At 60.2% G+C, this 17,887-nt stretch carries 14 protein-coding genes; 13 read left to right on the forward strand and 1 reads right to left on the reverse strand.

Annotated features, from left to right (window positions below; all coding sequences use genetic code 11):
- Positions 1-2: 2 nt before the first annotated feature.
- The 10 genes from KSP9073_RS01575 to KSP9073_RS01620 all read left to right on the forward strand — a co-directional run bounded on the left by KSP9073_RS01575 (position 3) and on the right by KSP9073_RS01620 (position 12,208).
- Positions 3-539 (forward strand): F0F1 ATP synthase subunit delta, encoded by a 537-nt coding sequence (locus KSP9073_RS01575; protein ID WP_108841202.1) that lies wholly within the window; start codon positions 3-5, stop codon positions 537-539.
- A 16-nt stretch (positions 540-555) separates the two neighbouring features.
- Entirely contained in the window at positions 556-2,100 is a 1,545-nt protein-coding gene (gene atpA / locus KSP9073_RS01580) for a F0F1 ATP synthase subunit alpha (RefSeq protein WP_108841203.1), read from the forward strand.
- Positions 2,101-2,158: 58 nt separating this feature from the next.
- Entirely contained in the window at positions 2,159-3,046 is an 888-nt protein-coding gene (gene atpG / locus KSP9073_RS01585) for a F0F1 ATP synthase subunit gamma (protein WP_108841204.1), read from the forward strand.
- A gap of 44 nt (positions 3,047-3,090) precedes the next feature.
- Positions 3,091-4,464 carry a F0F1 ATP synthase subunit beta gene (gene atpD, locus KSP9073_RS01590; RefSeq protein WP_108841205.1) on the forward strand — a complete coding sequence of 458 codons (1,374 nt, stop codon included), beginning with the start codon at positions 3,091-3,093 and terminating at the stop codon, positions 4,462-4,464.
- Between the two features lie 12 nt (positions 4,465-4,476).
- Positions 4,477-4,902, forward strand: a complete 426-nt coding sequence (locus KSP9073_RS01595) for a F0F1 ATP synthase subunit epsilon (protein ID WP_108841206.1) — start codon at positions 4,477-4,479, stop codon at positions 4,900-4,902.
- A gap of 226 nt (positions 4,903-5,128) precedes the next feature.
- Complete coding sequence (gene glmU / locus KSP9073_RS01600) at positions 5,129-6,490, forward strand: bifunctional UDP-N-acetylglucosamine diphosphorylase/glucosamine-1-phosphate N-acetyltransferase GlmU (RefSeq protein ID WP_108841983.1); 1,362 nt, start codon at positions 5,129-5,131, stop codon at positions 6,488-6,490.
- 228 nt (positions 6,491-6,718) lie between these two features.
- Entirely contained in the window at positions 6,719-7,489 is a 771-nt protein-coding gene (locus KSP9073_RS01605; RefSeq protein WP_108841207.1) for a DeoR family transcriptional regulator, read from the forward strand.
- Between the two features lie 72 nt (positions 7,490-7,561).
- Positions 7,562-9,397: a glutamine--fructose-6-phosphate transaminase (isomerizing) gene (gene glmS, locus KSP9073_RS01610; RefSeq protein WP_108841208.1), complete on the forward strand. Its 1,836-nt coding sequence runs from the start codon at positions 7,562-7,564 to the stop codon at positions 9,395-9,397.
- 391 nt (positions 9,398-9,788) lie between these two features.
- Positions 9,789-10,151, forward strand: a complete 363-nt coding sequence (locus KSP9073_RS01615) for a hypothetical protein (protein WP_243409070.1) — start codon at positions 9,789-9,791, stop codon at positions 10,149-10,151.
- 11 nt (positions 10,152-10,162) lie between these two features.
- A complete protein-coding gene (locus tag KSP9073_RS01620) occupies positions 10,163-12,208 on the forward strand; it encodes a pyrroloquinoline quinone-dependent dehydrogenase (RefSeq protein ID WP_108841209.1) in 2,046 nt (681 codons plus the stop codon).
- A gap of 205 nt (positions 12,209-12,413) precedes the next feature.
- On the opposite strand, the gene KSP9073_RS01625 is transcribed toward KSP9073_RS01620, so the two are convergent.
- Positions 12,414-14,513, reverse strand: coding sequence for an AsmA family protein (locus KSP9073_RS01625; protein ID WP_108841210.1), 2,100 nt, complete (start codon positions 14,511-14,513; stop codon positions 12,414-12,416).
- Between the two features lie 90 nt (positions 14,514-14,603).
- Here KSP9073_RS01625 and pdxY point away from each other — a divergent pair, with 90 nt between their 5' ends.
- The 3 genes from pdxY to KSP9073_RS01640 all read left to right on the forward strand — a co-directional run bounded on the left by pdxY (position 14,604) and on the right by KSP9073_RS01640 (position 17,886).
- A complete protein-coding gene (gene pdxY, locus KSP9073_RS01630; RefSeq protein WP_108841211.1) occupies positions 14,604-15,482 on the forward strand; it encodes a pyridoxal kinase PdxY in 879 nt (292 codons plus the stop codon).
- A gap of 2 nt (positions 15,483-15,484) precedes the next feature.
- Positions 15,485-16,345 carry a DUF72 domain-containing protein gene (locus KSP9073_RS01635; RefSeq protein WP_108841212.1) on the forward strand — a complete coding sequence of 287 codons (861 nt, stop codon included), beginning with the start codon at positions 15,485-15,487 and terminating at the stop codon, positions 16,343-16,345.
- A 188-nt stretch (positions 16,346-16,533) separates the two neighbouring features.
- Positions 16,534-17,886, forward strand: coding sequence for a sodium-dependent transporter (locus KSP9073_RS01640; RefSeq protein WP_108841213.1), 1,353 nt, complete (start codon positions 16,534-16,536; stop codon positions 17,884-17,886).
- The last annotated feature ends 1 nt before the right edge of the window (position 17,887 follow it).

Consider the following 17,887-nt stretch of genomic DNA (forward strand, 5'->3'; position numbering starts at 1 on the left):
ACATGTCCGACCACATCACGCAGGCACGTCCCTATGCAAGGGCCGCTTTTGAGCTGGCCAGAGAAGACAGCGCGCTGGACGCCTGGTCAGCGATGCTGGCCGAGGCAGCGCGTCTGACCGGTGACGAGCGCATTGAAAGACTGCTCGTTGACCCGCAGCGTACGCCGAGCGACAAGGGGCAGGTATTTGTCGAACTGCTAGACGAACTGCTCCCTGAACGTGGCGCCAATTTCCTGATGGTGCTGGCACGACAGCAGCGTTTGCCGGCTCTGGCATCGCTGAGTGATCTGTTCGAGGCTGAGCGCGCTGAATTTGAAAAGCGTGTCAGCGTCGAGATCACCTCGGCCTTTGCGCTGGACGAGGCACAAAAAGACAAGCTCGCACAGGCGCTCAAGCGGCGTCTGAATCGCGAAATCACGATCACCACTTCTGTGGATGAGACGCTGCTGGGCGGCGTTGTCATTCGTGCCGGCGATACCGTTATCGATGGATCGGCGCGTGGACGACTGGCGCAGCTTTCCAGCGTCTTGAACCATTGAAGTCGAGGGACATGGCATGCAGCAACTGAATCCTTCCGAAATCAGCGACATCATCAAGGGCCGGATCGAGAATCTTGACCTTGATGCACAGGCGCGCAATGAAGGCACCATCGTCGGCGTCGCTGACGGCATCGTGCGCATCCACGGACTGGCCGATGCCATGTTCGGGGAAATGATTGAATTCCCCAATGACATCTTCGGCATGGTACTCAACCTCGAGCGCGACAGCGTCGGCGTTGTGGTACTGGGCGACTATCAGCACCTTCAGGAAGGCATGACGGGCAAGTGCACCGGCCGCATCCTGGAAGTACCAGTCGGTCGCGAACTGATTGGTCGCGTGGTTGATGCGCTGGGTAACGCCATTGATGGCAAGGGCGACATCAACACCACCGAAACGGACGCCGTTGAAAAGGTGGCGCCGGGTGTTATCTCTCGTCAGGGCGTTGACCAGCCGGTCCAGACCGGTCTCAAGTCGATCGATGCCATGGTGCCGATCGGTCGTGGTCAGCGTGAGCTGATCATCGGTGACCGTCAGATCGGCAAGTCGGCCATTGCCATCGATGCGATCATCAACCAGAAAGGCAAGGGCATCACCTGCGTCTATGTGGCCGTCGGTCAGAAGCAGTCGACCATTGCCAACGTGGTGAGAAAGCTTGAAGAGCATGGCGCGATGGAACACACCATCATCGTTGCGGCCGGCGCTGCCGATCCCGCTGCCATGCAGTTTCTGGCGCCCTACTCCGGCTGCACCATGGGTGAATATTTCCGCGACCGCGGTGAAGACGCCCTGATCGTGTACGACGATCTGTCCAAGCAGGCCGTGGCCTATCGCCAGATCTCCCTGCTGCTGCGTCGTCCGCCGGGTCGTGAAGCCTATCCGGGTGACGTCTTCTATCTCCACTCCCGTCTGCTTGAGCGTGCCTCGCGCGTGAACGCCGAATACGTGGAAAAGCTCACCAACGGTGAGGTGAAGGGCAAGACCGGTTCGCTGACGGCCCTGCCGATCATCGAGACTCAGGGCGGTGACGTCTCCGCGTTTGTTCCGACCAACGTGATTTCGATCACTGACGGTCAGATCTTTCTGGAAACCGGGCTTTTCAACTCTGGCGTTCGTCCGGCCATCAACGCAGGCCTTTCGGTCTCGCGTGTTGGCGGTGCGGCACAGACCAAGATCATCAAGAAACTGGGCGGCGGTGTGCGTCTGGCGCTGGCGCAGTATCGTGAGCTGGCAGCCTTCTCGCAGTTTGCCTCCGATCTGGATGAAGCCACGCGCAAGCAGCTTGAGCACGGTCAGCGTGTGACCGAACTCATGAAGCAAAAGCAGTATTCACCGATGTCGATCGCTGAAATGGCTGTCTCGCTTTACGCTGCCAACGAGGGATATCTCTCCGACGTACCGGTCGACAAGGTGCTGAATTTCGAACGTGATCTGCTCGATTACATGCGCACCGAAAAGGGTGAGCTGATGGAGAAGATCAACAGCACCGGCGGTTACGACAACGATATTCAGCAGGGGCTGAAAAGCGGCGTTGAATCGTTCAAGTCAACGCAGAGCTATTGATGATCCGGACCCTTCGGGGTCCGGGCGCCCTGCGCTGATTGTTTAGGAGAATATCGCTATGGCAGCCGGAAAAGAGATCAAGTCCCAGATCGGGAGCATCAAGAATACCCAGAAGATCACCAGCGCCATGGAGATGGTGGCAGCATCCAAGATGCGCCGCGCTCAGGAGCGCATGGCGGCCAGTCAGCCCTATGCCAGCCAGATCCGTCGGGTAGTCAGCCATATCAGTCAGGCCAATCCGGAATATCGCCACGATTATCAGATCGAGCGTGAGGTCAAGCGCATCGGCTATATCGTGGTGACTTCGGATCGCGGACTGTGTGGTGGCCTGAACAGTAACCTGTTCCGGCGTGTACTGCGCGATGTGCGGCAATGGCGTGAAAAGGGCGTCAGCGTGGCCTTTTGCGCACTGGGGACCAAGGGCAGTGTCTTCTTTCGCAAATATGGCGGTGATCTGCTGGCAGCGACCCGCAATCTGGGGGATGCACCTGAAGCGAACGAGCTGATCGGCAGCATCAATGTCATGCTGGAAGCCTTCGACAATGGCGAGATCGATCGACTGGACCTGGTGTACAACGAGTTCGTTAACACCATGAGCCAGAAGCCGATCGTGCGTCAGCTGTTGCCGCTGCCTGAAGAGATAGAGCAGGAAGTTTCTTCAGGTGCGGAAAGTGCCACCTCGAAAGGGGGCTGGGGCTATACCTACGAGCCGGACGCTCAAAGCCTGCTCGACAGGCTGCTGGTGCGCTACGTCGAGTCGCAGGTCTACCAGGCGGTGGTGGAAAACATTGCCAGCGAGCAGGCCGCTCGAATGATTGCGATGAAAAACGCCACTGATAACGCCGGTGACATCATTGATGACCTGCAGCTTCAGTACAACAAGGCGCGTCAGGCAGCCATCACCCAGGAAATTTCCGAGATTGTGGGTGGTGCCGCTGCGGTCTAGGTCGGCCCGTCGGACAGTTATTTACAGGTTCAAGAGGAATCAGGATGAGCGGACGTATCGTACAAATCATCGGTGCGGTGATTGACGTCGAGTTTGACCGCAGCGAGGTCCCACACATTTATGAAGCCATCAATGTGGAAGAGACCGGCACCGTACTCGAAGTTCAGCAGCAGCTGGGGGATGGCATCGTGCGTGCCATCGCCATGGGCTCTACCGAAGGGCTCAAGCGCGGCATGACCGTCGCCGGCACTGGTGCGCCCATTTCGGTCCCGGTGGGTGAAAAGACCCTGGGCCGTATCATGAACGTGCTGGGGGAACCGATCGACGAGGCCGGCGACATCGGTGAAGACAAGCGCAGCCCGATTCACCGTGCTGCGCCGAGCTTTGCAGACCAGGCTGCCTCCAGCGAACTGCTGGAAACCGGCATCAAGGTCATCGACCTGATCTGCCCGTTTGCCAAGGGCGGCAAGGTGGGGCTCTTCGGCGGCGCCGGTGTCGGCAAGACCGTCAACATGATGGAACTGATCCGTAACATCGCCACCGAGCACTCCGGTTATTCTGTCTTTACCGGTGTCGGCGAGCGTACGCGTGAAGGTAACGACTTCTACTATGAAATGAAGGAGTCCAACGTTCTCGACAAGGTATCGCTGGTGTACGGTCAGATGAACGAGCCGCCGGGGAACCGTCTGCGTGTAGCCCTGACCGGTCTGACGATTGCCGAGCAGTTCCGTGACGAAGGTCGTGACGTTCTGCTGTTTGTCGACAACATCTACCGCTACACGCTGGCAGGGACCGAGGTGTCGGCACTGCTGGGTCGTATGCCGTCAGCCGTAGGCTATCAGCCGACGCTGGCCGAAGAGATGGGCATGCTGCAGGAGCGCATCACTTCGACCAAGACCGGCTCGATCACGTCCGTACAGGCCGTCTACGTCCCCGCGGATGACCTGACCGACCCGTCGCCGGCCACAACCTTCGCGCACCTGGATGCCACCGTGGTACTGGCGCGTTCCATCGCCGAGCTGGGGATTTACCCGGCCATCGATCCGCTGGACTCCACTTCGCGTCAGCTGGATCCGCTGGTCGTGGGTGAAGAGCACTACAACGTGGCTCGCGGCGTTCAGAACGTGCTGCAGCGCTACAAGGAACTCAAGGACATCATTGCCATTCTGGGCATGGATGAGCTTTCCGACGAAGACAAGCAGACCGTGTCACGAGCGCGCAAGATTCAGCGCTTTTTGTCACAGCCTTTCTTCGTGGCGGAAATCTTCACCGGCGCACCCGGCAAGTACGTGTCGCTCAAGGAAACCATCCGCGCCTTCCAGGGCATTCTCAACGGCGACTACGACCATATGCCTGAACAGGCGTTTTACATGGTCGGTACCATCGATGAAGCGATCGAGAAAGCCGAAAGCATGTAAGGAGGGGCGCTCATGGCGACCATGCAATGCAGTATCGTCAGCGCGGAGCGCAACATCTTCGCAGGCGAAGTAGAACGCGTTGTGGCGATCAGCGTGCTTGGCGAGATGGGAATTCTGCGCGGACATGAGCCGACGCTGACGGCCCTGAAGCCTGGCCCGGTCCGGATCGTTCATGAAGGCGGCGAAGAAGAAGTCTTCTACGTCTCCAGTGGCTTTCTGGAAGTGCAGCCGAACATGGTCATCGTGCTGGCCGACAGTGCCGATCGTGCCCGTGACCTGGACGCTGCCGAAGCCGAGAAGGCGCGCGATGAAGCACGTCGTGCCCTGCAGGGCAAAACGGGTGACATGGACTATCAGCAGGCGCTGGCCGAGATTGAAGCGGCGACCGCCCGACTGCGGACCCTGTCCCAGTTGCGCAATCGTCGCGGCCACCAGTAGCCTCAAGCAGGATTGTCGCATCATGGCCACAAGCCATGGATGCGTTTTGTTGGCGGCCTTCGGGCCGCCTTTTTTGTAACTGCCATGCGCATCTGGAGCAATCCGATGAAGGCATCCCCTGATACACTGTCAGCCACAGGAATGATCAGGCATGACAGAGCATGTCATCTGTTGGGTGCATGATCGGTTATCGTTTTTCATTCAGCGCGAGGGAGCGTCTTCTTTCATGTCCATTGATGTCGTGATTCTGGCTGCCGGTCAAGGCAGCCGCATGCGTTCGCAAAAGCCCAAGGTACTGCACGAACTGGCCGGCAAACCCATGGTGCGTCATGTCATCGAGTCAGCCATGAAGGCTTTCTCGTCACCTCGGCTGCATGTCGTGGTGGGACACGGTGCCGAGCAGGTACAGGATGCCCTGTCCGACCTGCCCATCAGCTTTGCCCATCAGCATGAGCAGCGCGGTACAGGCCACGCCGTGGCACAGACTCTCGAGGCACTGGGTGATGGCCCGGTGGTCGTGCTTTATGGCGATGTGCCGATGATTCAGGCGCAAACCCTGAGTGCTCTGGTGGAGCGGGTGGACGAGCAGCACATGGCGCTGTTGACCGTGACCATGGCCAATCCGCACGGCTACGGGCGCATCGTGCGCAACGACCAGGGCCAGGCCGTGGCCATCGTCGAACAAAAGGATGCCACCTCCGAGCAGCTCGAGATCGGCGAGTGCAATACCGGCATTCTGGCCGCCACTGGCGATCAGCTGCGTCGCTGGCTGCCGGCACTGTCCAGCGACAATGCCCAGGGGGAATACTACCTGACCGACATCATCGCCATGGCGGCCGGTGAAGGGGTTGAAGTGGCCACGGCCGAGCCGGCGCAGGTCAGTGAAGTCCAGGGCGTCAATGACCGGGTTCAGCTGTCGGCACTGGAGCGCATTCATCAGTCCCGCGAGGCAGAGCGGCTCATGCGCGAAGGCGCAAGCCTTGCCGACCCGAAGCGGCTGGACGTGCGCGGCGAGCTGAGCGTGGGTCAGGACGTCTTCATCGACGTCGGCTGTATTTTTGAAGGACAGGTGCATCTGGGCGATGGCGTCCATGTCGGCCCTTACAGCATCATCCGTGATGCCCGTATCGGCGATGCAACACGTATCGAGGCCCACAGCATGATCGAGGGCAGCGAAACGGCGGGCGATAACGCCATTGGCCCCTTCGCGCGCCTGCGTCCGGGCACGCGCCTTGAAAGAAAGGCGCGCATCGGCAATTTTGTCGAAACCAAAAAGGCGCATGTTGGCGAAGGCAGCAAGATCAACCATCTGAGCTATATCGGTGACGCGACGCTGGGTCAGGGCGTCAACATCGGTGCCGGTACCATCACCTGTAACTATGATGGCGTGAACAAGCACCGCACCGAGATCGGTCGCGACGTGTTCATCGGCTCCAATTCGGCGCTGGTGGCACCGGTCACGATTGGTGATGGCGCCACGGTGGCTGCCGGTTCCACCGTGACCGATACGGTTGAGGATCAGGCGCTTGCCATTGCCCGCGCTCGTCAGATCAACAAGCAGGGCTGGACACCGCCGCATCGCCGGTAATAGTCATGAGGTGACGGGTGAACATCCTGTCGGGCGCCGCACCGTTGTGTGGCGCCCTTTTTTTGTTGCCACGATGTGCTCTTTTGTACGTATTCGACTTTAGACGCATATTTTTGTGCCAAAAGCGCTGCACTGACTTGACCCCGCTATCGTTATGGGTTTCCATTCGAAACACAAAATCTTTCGTATCGAAAGCTATAGATTTCAATCCACGGATACCCCGCTTCCATGAGTCGACGTCAGACCCCTCAGCGCCGGGAAGCCATTCTTGATCTGCTGGCAGCGCGCGGTGAGGTGGCCGTCGAGACACTGGCGCGACATTTCGAGACCTCGAGTGTCACCATCCGCAAGGATCTGGCAACGCTTGAAGGCGCCGGCCATCTGATTCGTCGCCATGGGGGCGCCACCCTCGTGCCGCGTGAAGGGGATCAGGGACGTCACCGCGTCTCCCCCGTCAAGCAGGCGCTGGCGCGGGCAGCAAGCGAGCACATTGCAGATCATGCGCGGCTGATCATCGACAGTGGCAGTACCACCAGTGCGTTGATTCCGACGCTGGCACACCGTACCGGCATGGTCGTCATGACCAATTCACTGGGGGTGGCGGGCGCACTTCAGGCGCTGGACAATCCCCCTGCCCTGCTGATGACCGGCGGCACATGGGATCCCCATTCGGCCTCCTTTCAGGGGCAGGTGGCCGAGACCGTGCTACGGGCCTACGACTTCGATCAGCTTTTTATCGGTGCCGATGGCATCGACCTGGCGCGGGGTACCACCACCTTCAACGAACTGACCGGCCTGTCACAGGTGATGGCCGAGGTGGCGCGCGAGGTAGTGGTGATGGCGGAGTCCGACAAGTTTGGTCGGCGCATTCCCAACCTTGAACTGGGCTGGGCGCACATTGATGTATTGATTACCGACGACGGGCTGGATGACACCAGCCGTCAACAGATCCGTGACCAGGGCGTCGTGCTGATCTGTGTCAGCACGCAGGCGCCGTGACACCACCGAATGTCGGATGAACCCGGCGTCGGGGTGATATCGCAATTTTTGGCATTTCAGGAGAGACAACCTATGTGTGGCATTGTGGGTGCGGTCGCTGACCGTCAGGTGCAGAACATTTTGCTTGAGGGACTCAAGCGTCTTGAGTATCGCGGCTATGACAGTGCCGGCATGGCCGTGCTGTCCGCCGATGCTCGACTGTCACGCCAGCGGGCGGTCGGCAAGGTGGCCGCACTTGAAGAAAAGCTGCAGGCCAGCGGTCTGCGCGGTCATGTCGGCATTGCCCATACCCGCTGGGCCACCCACGGTCGTCCTACTGAAAACAATGCCCATCCCCATCAGTCCGGCGACAGCCTGGCGGTGGTACACAACGGCATCATCGAGAACTACGAAATCCTCAAGGCCGATCTTGAAGGTCAGGGCTACGTCTTTTTGTCCGAGACTGACACCGAGGTGATTGCGCATCTGATGTCGCGTGAAGTCTCGCGTCATGATGATCTGCTGTCTGCCTTTCAGCACGTGGTCGATATGCTCAACGGTGCCTACGCGCTGGCCGTGACCCATGCCGACTACCCCGATCAGATCGTGGGCGCACGCAAGGGCAGCCCGCTGGTGGTAGGCGTGGGGATTGACGAAGCCTTTCTGGCGTCTGATCCGCTGGCCCTTTTGCAGGTCACCGACCGCTTCATCTATCTGCAGGAAGGTGATGTGGCACGCCTGACGGTGGGCGGCAATATCGAAATCTTCAACGCCGGTCAGAGCGTCGAGCGTCCCAGCGCCATCTTTGAACATGGTGATGGTGCCGTCTCGCGCGGCGACTATCGCCACTTCATGCTCAAGGAAATTCACGAGCAGTCTCAGGTCATCGCCAATACGCTGGAAGGCCGTCTGGGCGACCGCCACGTATTCACCCGCATTCTGGGCGCTGAAGCCGATGACCTGCTGGCGCATGTTAAAAACATCCAGATCGTGGCCTGTGGCACCAGCTATCATGCCGGCATGGTAGCGCGTTACTGGCTGGAGAAGCTGGCAGGCATCCCCACTCAAGTGGAAGTCGCCTCGGAATACCGCTATCGCGAAGTGGTCGTACCGGAAGGCACGCTGTTCGTGACGCTGTCCCAGTCCGGTGAAACGGCCGATACGCTGGCGGCTCTGCGCTACGCCTCGCAAAAGGGCGGCTATCTGGCAAGCCTTGCGATCTGTAACGTGCCGGGCAGCTCGCTGGTGCGTGAATCCGACCTGACGCTGATGACCCAGGCCGGCCCCGAGATCGGTGTGGCCTCCACCAAGGCCTTCACTACCCAGCTGGTCGCCCTGCTGCTGCTCACGCTGGCCCTGCGCCATGTTCGTCAGGGCGACGATGACGTGCAGGCTCGTCTGGTCAATGCCCTGCGTGAGCTGCCGCGTCTGATCACCCGTGGTCTGGCACTCGACAGTGCCATCGAGACGATGTCGGCCGCCTTTGCCGAGAAGCATCACGCCCTGTTTCTGGGTCGCGGCACCATGTTCCCGATCGCTTTGGAAGGGGCGCTCAAGCTTAAGGAAATTTCCTATATCCACGCCGAGGCCTATCCGGCGGGTGAGCTCAAGCACGGCCCGCTGGCGCTGGTCGACAGCGACATGCCGGTCATCGCGGTAGCACCCAACGATGAACTGCTGGAGAAGCTCAAGTCCAACCTGCAGGAAGTCCGTGCCCGCGGTGGTGAGCTGTTTGTTTTTGCCGATGAGCATGTGGCGATCAACGAAAGCGAAGGCGTTCACGTGCTGCGCATGCCGGCCGTCGATGACGTGATTGCCCCGATCCTCTACACCCTGCCGCTGCAGCTGCTGTCCTATCATGTGGCCGTACTCAAGGGCACCGATGTGGATCAGCCGCGCAATCTGGCCAAGAGTGTGACAGTGGAATAAAGGCTGTCCCTGCAGGGCGCCTGGCGTTCTGCTGCTGCGGGCATCGATCACGTGATCGATGCCCGTTTTTTTAACGGCCTTTTTTCAAGGATCGTTTTTCAGGCGCCATTTTTGAATGGGCGCTTTCTTGAAGCGCTTTTTTGACGTGTTTTGCTCGTAATGACAGTCCTTTGTCAGGCGCAAGGCTCTTTTTTGATTCAATTATGGTTAAGTTTGTATATTTTCTTGTTATAACCGCTATCATTTATGCTGGCTGATGCGCCTTTTGAAAAGCCATCGCTCAGCATCTGTCCATTCCCGTTCATGATCCCCGGTACTGCAATGGCAGTATCCGAACCCGTCATGCCGGGAGATGGCACATAAAAATCTGTCCAAGGGAAGGGAACTCGTCATGTCTTCCATGCGATCCTCAAATCCAGGCGCCATGGTCGTGCTCATCGCTTCAGCGGTCGGTATCGCCATTGCGCTTTATGCCTATCTCACTCCGCTGACCGGCGTGAACGGTACGCTTGGCGCTCTGGTGGTCATCGTGACCTGCGCCATTCTTGTCGCCCTCGGGCTCGGGCTTGCCCTGTGCCATGGGCGCGGTTTACACAACCTGCTTCGGGTCGTGGCCATCGCCTTCATTGTCGGTACTGCCTTTGCTGCTCTGCTGCTGCATCTGTGGTGGCTGGCCATTGCCATGGCCGTCGCCCTGGTCGGATTAATGATCGATATTTTCCGCCCCTCGCCCGCTCACCGCACGACTTCATGAGGAGCCCCGATATGATGCGTCTTCGCACAGGATTCAGGCGCCTGAGTACGCTGACCGCGTTTTCTCTGGCGGCCTTCCCCACCCTGCTTCTGGCCGCCGACCAGCAGCCGTCCGAGCCTGCCGAACAGCCGGCAGTCTCTACTGAGCAACCGTCAACGTCTGGCGCGCAGCCGGGCGCGCGCGCCAACATACCGCTGGTGCCGGACTCGCCGACCTGGAGCAGCTTCCATGGTCAGCTCAACGCGCAGAAATACAGCCCGCTGGATCAGATCAACACCGATAACGTCGGTCAGCTCGAAAAGGTCTGGGAAGTCCACACCGGCGATATTTCCGACGGCAAGGGCGATACGCCGGCCACGGTCTGGTCGGCCACACCGGTGTTTGCCAATGACACGCTCTACATCGGTACGCCGTTTTACAAGCTGATCGCCTATGATCCCGCCACCGGCGAGGAAAAGTGGCGCTTTGATACCCAGTCTTCGAAGGAAGCGCTGACCCAGCCCGTGCTCAAGAACCGCGGCGTGGCCTACTGGGAAGCTGACAACCCGGTCGAGGGCGAGTCGTGCCAGAAGATCGTCTATATGGGCACTATGGACGCTCAGCTGTTTGCCCTTGATGCTGACACCGGCAAGCCATGTCAGGGCTTTGCCGACAATGGTGTGCTTAATGTCGATCAGTGGAACACCGTCAATGCCAAGTTCCCGCTGTCGCTTTTGCAGCCGCCGACCATCGTGGGTGATCACGTCATCTTCGGCTGGGCCGGCAAGGACTGGGCCTATCAGGAAGCGCCTCCGGGTACCGTGTTCTCGATCAATGCCCGCACCGGCGAGCGTGAGTGGGAATTTGAAGCGCTTTCAGACGAGATGCGCCGCAAAAGCGGCACCGCTAACGTCTGGACGCAGATGTCGGCTGATGAGCAAAACGGATTGATCTATCTGCCGGTCTCTTCGCCCTCCCCCAACTTCTGGGGCGGCAATCGCACTGAAAAGGCGCCACTGGCGACCTCGACGACGGCGCTTGACGTGGAAACCGGCGAAGTGGTCTGGTCGCGTCAGTGGGTCCATCACGATATCTGGGACTACGACATCAACGCTGCGCCGACCCTGATGGACATTACCGTCGACGGCAAGGAAATCCCGGCACTGGTGCAGGCCACCAAGATGGGCTTTTTGTTCGTGGTCAATCGCCTGACCGGTGAAGATGTCTGGCCGATCGAGGAACGCCCGGTCCCCCAGGGAGACGGTAGCGTCGAGGGCGAAGTCTATTCACCGACCCAGCCCTTCCCGACCAAACCGGCGCCGCTGCTGGATCAGTCCAAAAAGCCCGAAATCTGGGGATTGGCGGATGCTGTCGGCTTTGGTCAGTGCTCGCGCCTGTGGGATAAGCTGACCTATGAAGGCATGTACACGCCGCCCACCACTCGTGGTGAAGGGGCGCTGGCCTATCCTGACAGCGCCGGTGGCGTTCAGTGGGGGGGCGTGGCGTTTGATCCCGTCAGCCAGACCGCAATCGTCAATACCTCGCACATTGTCCAGACCGTCAAGCTCTATAACCGTGAAGACTATGACAAGGCCGACAACGGTTCCGGCAACGAAAGCGGTTTCGCGCCGCAGGAAGGCGCGCCGTACGGCATGCGCCTGAATGTGGCGAGCAACTGGCTGGGCATGCCCTGCTGGGAGCCGCCGTTTGGCGAGATTGTGGCAATCGACATGCACACCGGTGACGTCAAGTGGCGCAAGCCGGTCGGCGCCTCGCAGCAGTTCGGCTTCTTCATGCCGGAACGCTGGGGCTCACCGACCATTGGTGGTCCGGCCGTCACGGCGGGTGGCGTGGTGTTCATCGGTGCTTCGATGGATGCCAAGGCCCGTGCCTACTCGCTCAAGACCGGTGAAAAGCTCTGGGAAGATCAGACCCAGGCACCGGTGGTCGCCAATCCGGCCGTCTATGAATACAAGGGTCGCCAGTACGTGGCCTTTGTGGCGGGGGGGAACACCATCCTCAAGGATCAGGTCGGCGATCAGATCGCGGTTTACGCGCTGCCGGAAGACAAGCAGTAAGCGAGCACTACCTGAGCCGTTGATCACGGGGCGTCCCTTAAAGGGCGCCCCGTTTTTTATGGCTTCATGAGCCTTGAAGAAACGCCGTCACGAGTGCCGGCGTTTTTTCAAAGGCATGTTTTAAAAAGCCATGCCCCGGGTTAAACAGTCATGCCTTCGGGGCTCGACGGGTCTGGCGGACAGGGCGTATCGCAGTCAGCCCTGATCAGTCAGTTTTCATGCGCTGAATCAGGGCACCGCACTGGCTTTTCTCACCGGCGCTGGTCGAGATCAGCGCGCCAAGGGCGGCCGCCGGCGCCGCCAGCGTGCCCAGTGCCACGGCAGCCGCGCCCCGGGCAATCAAGGGGGCGGCTTCCACACCTGGAGAGGGGTTTTTGAGGGTGCCGCTGACATAAAGCGGCGTGCGCAGGGTGAATATGCGAAAGCCCTTGCTGTCCGGTTTGATGGTCAGATCCATCTGTTCGCTGGCCAGGTTCACCGCGCCTTCCACGTTGACGATGGCATTATCGGTATCAATGGTGAACACGCGGGGGCGCACCATGCCGTCGTTGAACTGCAGATCGGCCGCGGCACAGTGAATGGCGACTTCCTCATCCCCAAAAAGCTTGCCGATCAGGTAGTTGCCCACGTTGAGCCCTGCCAGCTCCATCAGATTGCGGCTGATGCGGCCCTGTTCGATCAGAAGCTGTAGTTCACCATCGCTGGATCCCAGCAGCGCGGCGACCGAGTTGCCTCGCCCCGAGAGCGTCGCATCTCCGTTGATCTCGCCCAGCCCTTCGGTCAGATCGCTGTCGTTGGGCAGGATTTGACCCAGTTGAAGGCCTCGAGCATGCATGTCGATGCGCGCCCGCAGTGGCGATGCCTGTCCGCTCAGACGCAGGGTGGTATTGAGGTGACCGCCGGCGAGGCCAAAGCTCAGCGGGTCCATCAGGATCTCGCCATTGTCCATGACCAGGTGGGTGGAAAGATTGCTCAGCGGAAGTGATTCACCGTGCACGATGTCACGGGCGCGAAAGCGCACGTCGGCATCCATGGTGTTCCATCGATCGGTGTTGAACCGTGATACCGGCAGCACCCTGTCTTTGGGCTGATCGGGATTGACCGAATTGCCGGTCTCCTTGTTGTCGGCGCCCACCAGCGGGGCCAGATCGGCAAATCGGAGCTGTTTTGATACCAGCTCACCGGTCAGTTTCGGGCGCGGTGTGCCGTCGGCGTAGTGCAGGCTGCCATGAATATCGCTGTCGCCGATCGTGCCATCAAAATCGCGGTACTCGTAGACGCCGCCTTCGGGGTGATCCAGCTCGGCCGTCAGGCGGCCCTTCGTGGCATAGGGCGGGGTCTGTGGCAGTACCACACCGGTCAGGGCGTAGAGATCGCCCAGATTGTCCCCGGCCACGCCGACCTGCAGGTCCAGACCGGCAAGCTTCATCGGATCGTTGAGCGTGCCGACCACATCAAGGCGGGAATTGCCCGAGGCCAGGTGCACCTCCAGAGGGAAGCGTCCACCTTCACGCAGCGCTGCCGGCCCGCCCAGGCGGCCATCGCCGTTGAGGGTGCTGCCGCGGTAGGTGCCCTTGAGCTGCCAGGCAAAACGGAAGTCACGTTCGCCGCCGGTCGTGCTATCGCCTGATGCGGGTGGGTTATCGGCTACCTTTTGATCGTTGCTGTTCGTTTTTTGATCACTGCCGACCACCTCTTCCCAGCGCACCGGCTCGCCCAGCGTTTCAAGCGTGGCGGTGGCGTTCACATCAAGCACCTGATCAACAAGGGCGACCTGCACCCGATTTACATCAAGCTGGTCGATGGCAAACTGCCAGCCGCTGTCCTCGTTTTGATCGCTTTTGCCCTTGTCGCTGTCAGATGCACTGGTGAGCTGCCAGTTGTTGTGGGTCTCATCGACACGGCGCAGGTTAGCGCTGGCATCACGCACGACCAGATCATGCAGCGCGATACGCTTTTGCAGCAGGGCGAACGGTCGCAGGCTGACTGCTACCTGGCCAATGCGGGCCGTGCGCGCCTCTTCGCTGCCGGCCTCTACGCTGCGGGCCTGATTCAGCTCAGGCGGGTCGCCCAGCACGATATCCTCGGCGCTGACGCGCGGCGAAAGGTGCCAGCTGTCCCATTGCCAGGACAGTCCGAGATCGCCTTCAATGGCGAAGGGACGGCCCAGCGTCTCGGAGACCCGGTCATTGATCGTGGGTCTGAGCCAGTTCCAGCTCATCAGGGTCATCACAAGAGCCAGCAGCACCAGCAGGGCCACCAGGCCCCCCAGCGTCCAGCCGATGATGCGCATTGCACGCGACATGAGCGGTCCACCTCAACAGAATGTTATCTTTCCAAGCATAGACAGGCCCGCGCGTTCGTGGGTATTCCATGCGTATTATCGAGCGTTTTCATGACCCATATCATTTCCATTCAAAGCCACGTGGCCTATGGCTATGTTGGCAATCGCGCCGCCGTTCTGCCGCTGCAGCGTCTGGGCTGCGAGGTCACCGCCATCAATACGGTGCAGTTTTCCAACCACACGGGCTATGGCGCCTTTACCGGTGAGGTGTTTACGTCGGCGCATCTCAAGGAGGTACTTGACGGCGTCGAGGCGCTGACCGGACTTTGTGACGTGCAGGCCGTGCTGTCGGGCTACATGGGCGATGAAGGCATCGGCCGGGCAGTGCTTGAAAGCGTGACCCGCGTGCGCTCGGCCAGTCCCGGGGCGCTGTACTGCTGTGATCCGGTAATGGGCGACATTGGCCGGGGCTTTTTTGTGCGCGAAGGGATTCCGGAGTGGATGCGCGACTGCGCCGTACCGGCGGCCGATATCATCACGCCCAATCAGTTCGAGCTGGCCTTTTTAAGCGACCAGTCCATTGCCTCGCTTGGTGACGTGCTGACGGCGGCAGCACGCCTGCGCGAGCAGGGCCCGAGCGTGGTGCTGGTGACCTCACTGGATATCGATGACAGTACCCCTGACACCATCGAAATGCTGGTGGATACCGCAGTGGGCAGCTGGCGGATCGCCACGCCCCGCTTTGATTTTCCGGTGGCCCCCAACGGCGCCGGTGATTTTACTGCCGCCGTGTTTCTGGCCTGCTGCCTGCGTGATCAGGACGGGATTAACGGTGAAGGACCGGCGCGGGCGCTGGAAAGGACCGCCGAGGCCGTGCATGCCCTTTTCACCCATACCTTTGAGGCCGGCACCCGCGAGCTTGCCCTGATTCAGGCCCAGAACGAGATCGTCGCCCCCCGGCAGCGCTTTGATGCCGAACGGGTGCGCTGACCATGGCGGGGACACTGCATCTGGGGCTGGCAATGTGGGCCAATGCCGAATGGCGTGGCACACTCTACGGGCGCTACGCCGAGCCGAGCGACTCGCTGCCGGACTATGCCGACGTCTTTTCCAGCGTTGAGGGCAATACCACCTTCTACAGCGGGGCACCGCGCGAGGACGTGGTGGCCACCTGGGCACGCCAGGCGCCCGAGCACTTTCGCTTCTGCTTCAAGCTGCCCTCGGCGCTGACGCATGACAAACGGCTGGTGGGCATTGAGGCCGAGATGGATCACTTTCTCGAGCGGCTGGCGCCGCTGCATGATCGGCTGGGTCCGACCATGATTCAGCTGCCCCGGGATTTCGGCGCAGATGAGTTGCCCATGCTCGAAGCCGTTTTGCAACGCTGGCCTAAGGCGCTGCCCCGTGCCGTGGAAGTGCGCCATAGTGAATTTTTCCACAAGGGGATGGCCGAGCAGTCCCTCAACCGGCTGTTGATAACTCACAAGGCCGATCGGGTCATGCTGGACACGCGCGCGCTGTTTGCCACCCCGGCCGGTGACGATATCCGGCTACAGCAGGCCCAGCGCGAAAAGCCACGTCGACCGCTGCATGTCCTGAGCACGGCGGCTCAGCCGGTGGTGCGCTTTATCGGGCACTTTGATCACGAGATCAATCACGCGCGCTTCACGCCCTGGGTCGAGCAGCTGGCGCTGTGGATGGAACAGGGGAAAAGTCCTGTATTGTTTGTGCATACTCCGGATAACCGGGCCGCGCCGCTGCTGGCCCGTGAGTTCCACGGCCGGCTATCCGAGCGTATTGCCCTGCCACCGCTGGCCGCCTTTGCCGGTGAGCGGCAGGAATCACTGTTTTAGCGCGCACAGGGTGATGTTCAAAAATGCGCCTGTACAATGCACGTCATCAGGCGTTTTCGACAGGGGCCATTGAGGCACAATGGTTCAGGAAAATACCAACAACGAAGCACGGGCGTTGGTGCCGAGGCGGTTTGCAGTCCTGAAGCCGCCCGCGCCCGCCGACTTACAGGGAACCACAGGGTAGCCTCATGACCAACAAGCCCCATTCTCATGCGCAATGGTCCTCGCGCATCGCTTTCCTGCTCGCCGCGGTCGGCTCTTCCGTCGGGCTGGGCAATATCTGGAAATTTCCTTACATGACCGGTGAGAGCGGCGGCGGTGCCTTCGTTCTCGTCTATCTGGTCTGCATCCTGCTGATCGGCCTGCCCATTCTGATGAGTGAGTGGCTGCTGGGCCGGCTGGGGCAGAAAAACCCCATTTCGACCATGAACCGCATTGCCGGGCGTCTCAAGCGCTCGAAGGCCTGGGTACTGATTGGGGTGGGTGGCATTCTGGCTGCCTGGCTGATTTTGTCATTTTACAGCGTCATCGGTGGCTGGGCGCTGGCCTACATCCGCTACAGTGCGACCGCGACCTTTACCGGGCTTGACGGCGAAGGCGTTGGCGCGCTGTTTTCCAATCTGTTGGGCAGCCCGGAGCTGCTGCTGCTCTGGCATAGCCTGTTCATGGTATTGACCATTGCCATTGTGGCCGGCGGCGTCGCCGGCGGGCTTGAGCGTGCCGCCAAGATTCTCATGCCGGCGCTGGCCGTACTGCTGCTGGTCATGGTGGGCTATGCCGCCACCACGGGCAGCTTTGAAGCCGGGCTGGATTATCTGTTCAATCCCGACTTCTCAAGGCTCACTGGTGATGTGATTCTGGCCGCGATGGGACACGCCTTTTTCACTCTGAGTCTGGGCATGGGCATCATGATGGCTTATGGCTCCTATCTCAGTGATGACGTTAATATCGGCCGCACTGCGCTGACGGTGGTCATTCTCGATACGATCATCGCGCTGGCGGCCGGCATGGCCATTTTCCCGATCGTGTTCGCCAACGGACTGGACCCGGCAGCCGGCCCTGGACTGATTTTCCAGACCCTGCCGCTGGCCTTTGGCAGCATGTCCGGCGGTGTCATTTTCGGCACGCTGTTTTTCGTACTGCTGGTCTTTGCCGCGTGGACCTCGGCCATTTCACTGCTGGAGCCGATCGTTGAATGGCTCGAGGAGAAAACACCGCTCACCCGTCTGCAGTCGGCACTGGTGGCCGGTGCGGCGACCTGGCTGCTGGGTATCGCCACGGTGCTGTCGTTCAACGACTGGTCGGCCTTTACCCCCTTTGGCATGACGGTGTTCGACCTGCTCGACTATGTGACCAGCAAGATCATGCTGCCGCTGACGGGCCTTGCCACCATCGTGTTCGTAGGCTGGTTCATGGGACGCGACGAAGTGCGCGCTCAGCTCAACATGAGCGGTATGGCCTTTGCCTGGTGGCGTTTCTCGGCGCGCTTTATCGCGCCTATCGGAGTCGCCATTGTGTTCGTTTATAACCTGATCCATTAAC

The sequence above is a fragment of the Kushneria phyllosphaerae genome (genome assembly GCF_900312995.1).
Lineage (GTDB): Bacteria > Pseudomonadota > Gammaproteobacteria > Pseudomonadales > Halomonadaceae > Kushneria > Kushneria phyllosphaerae.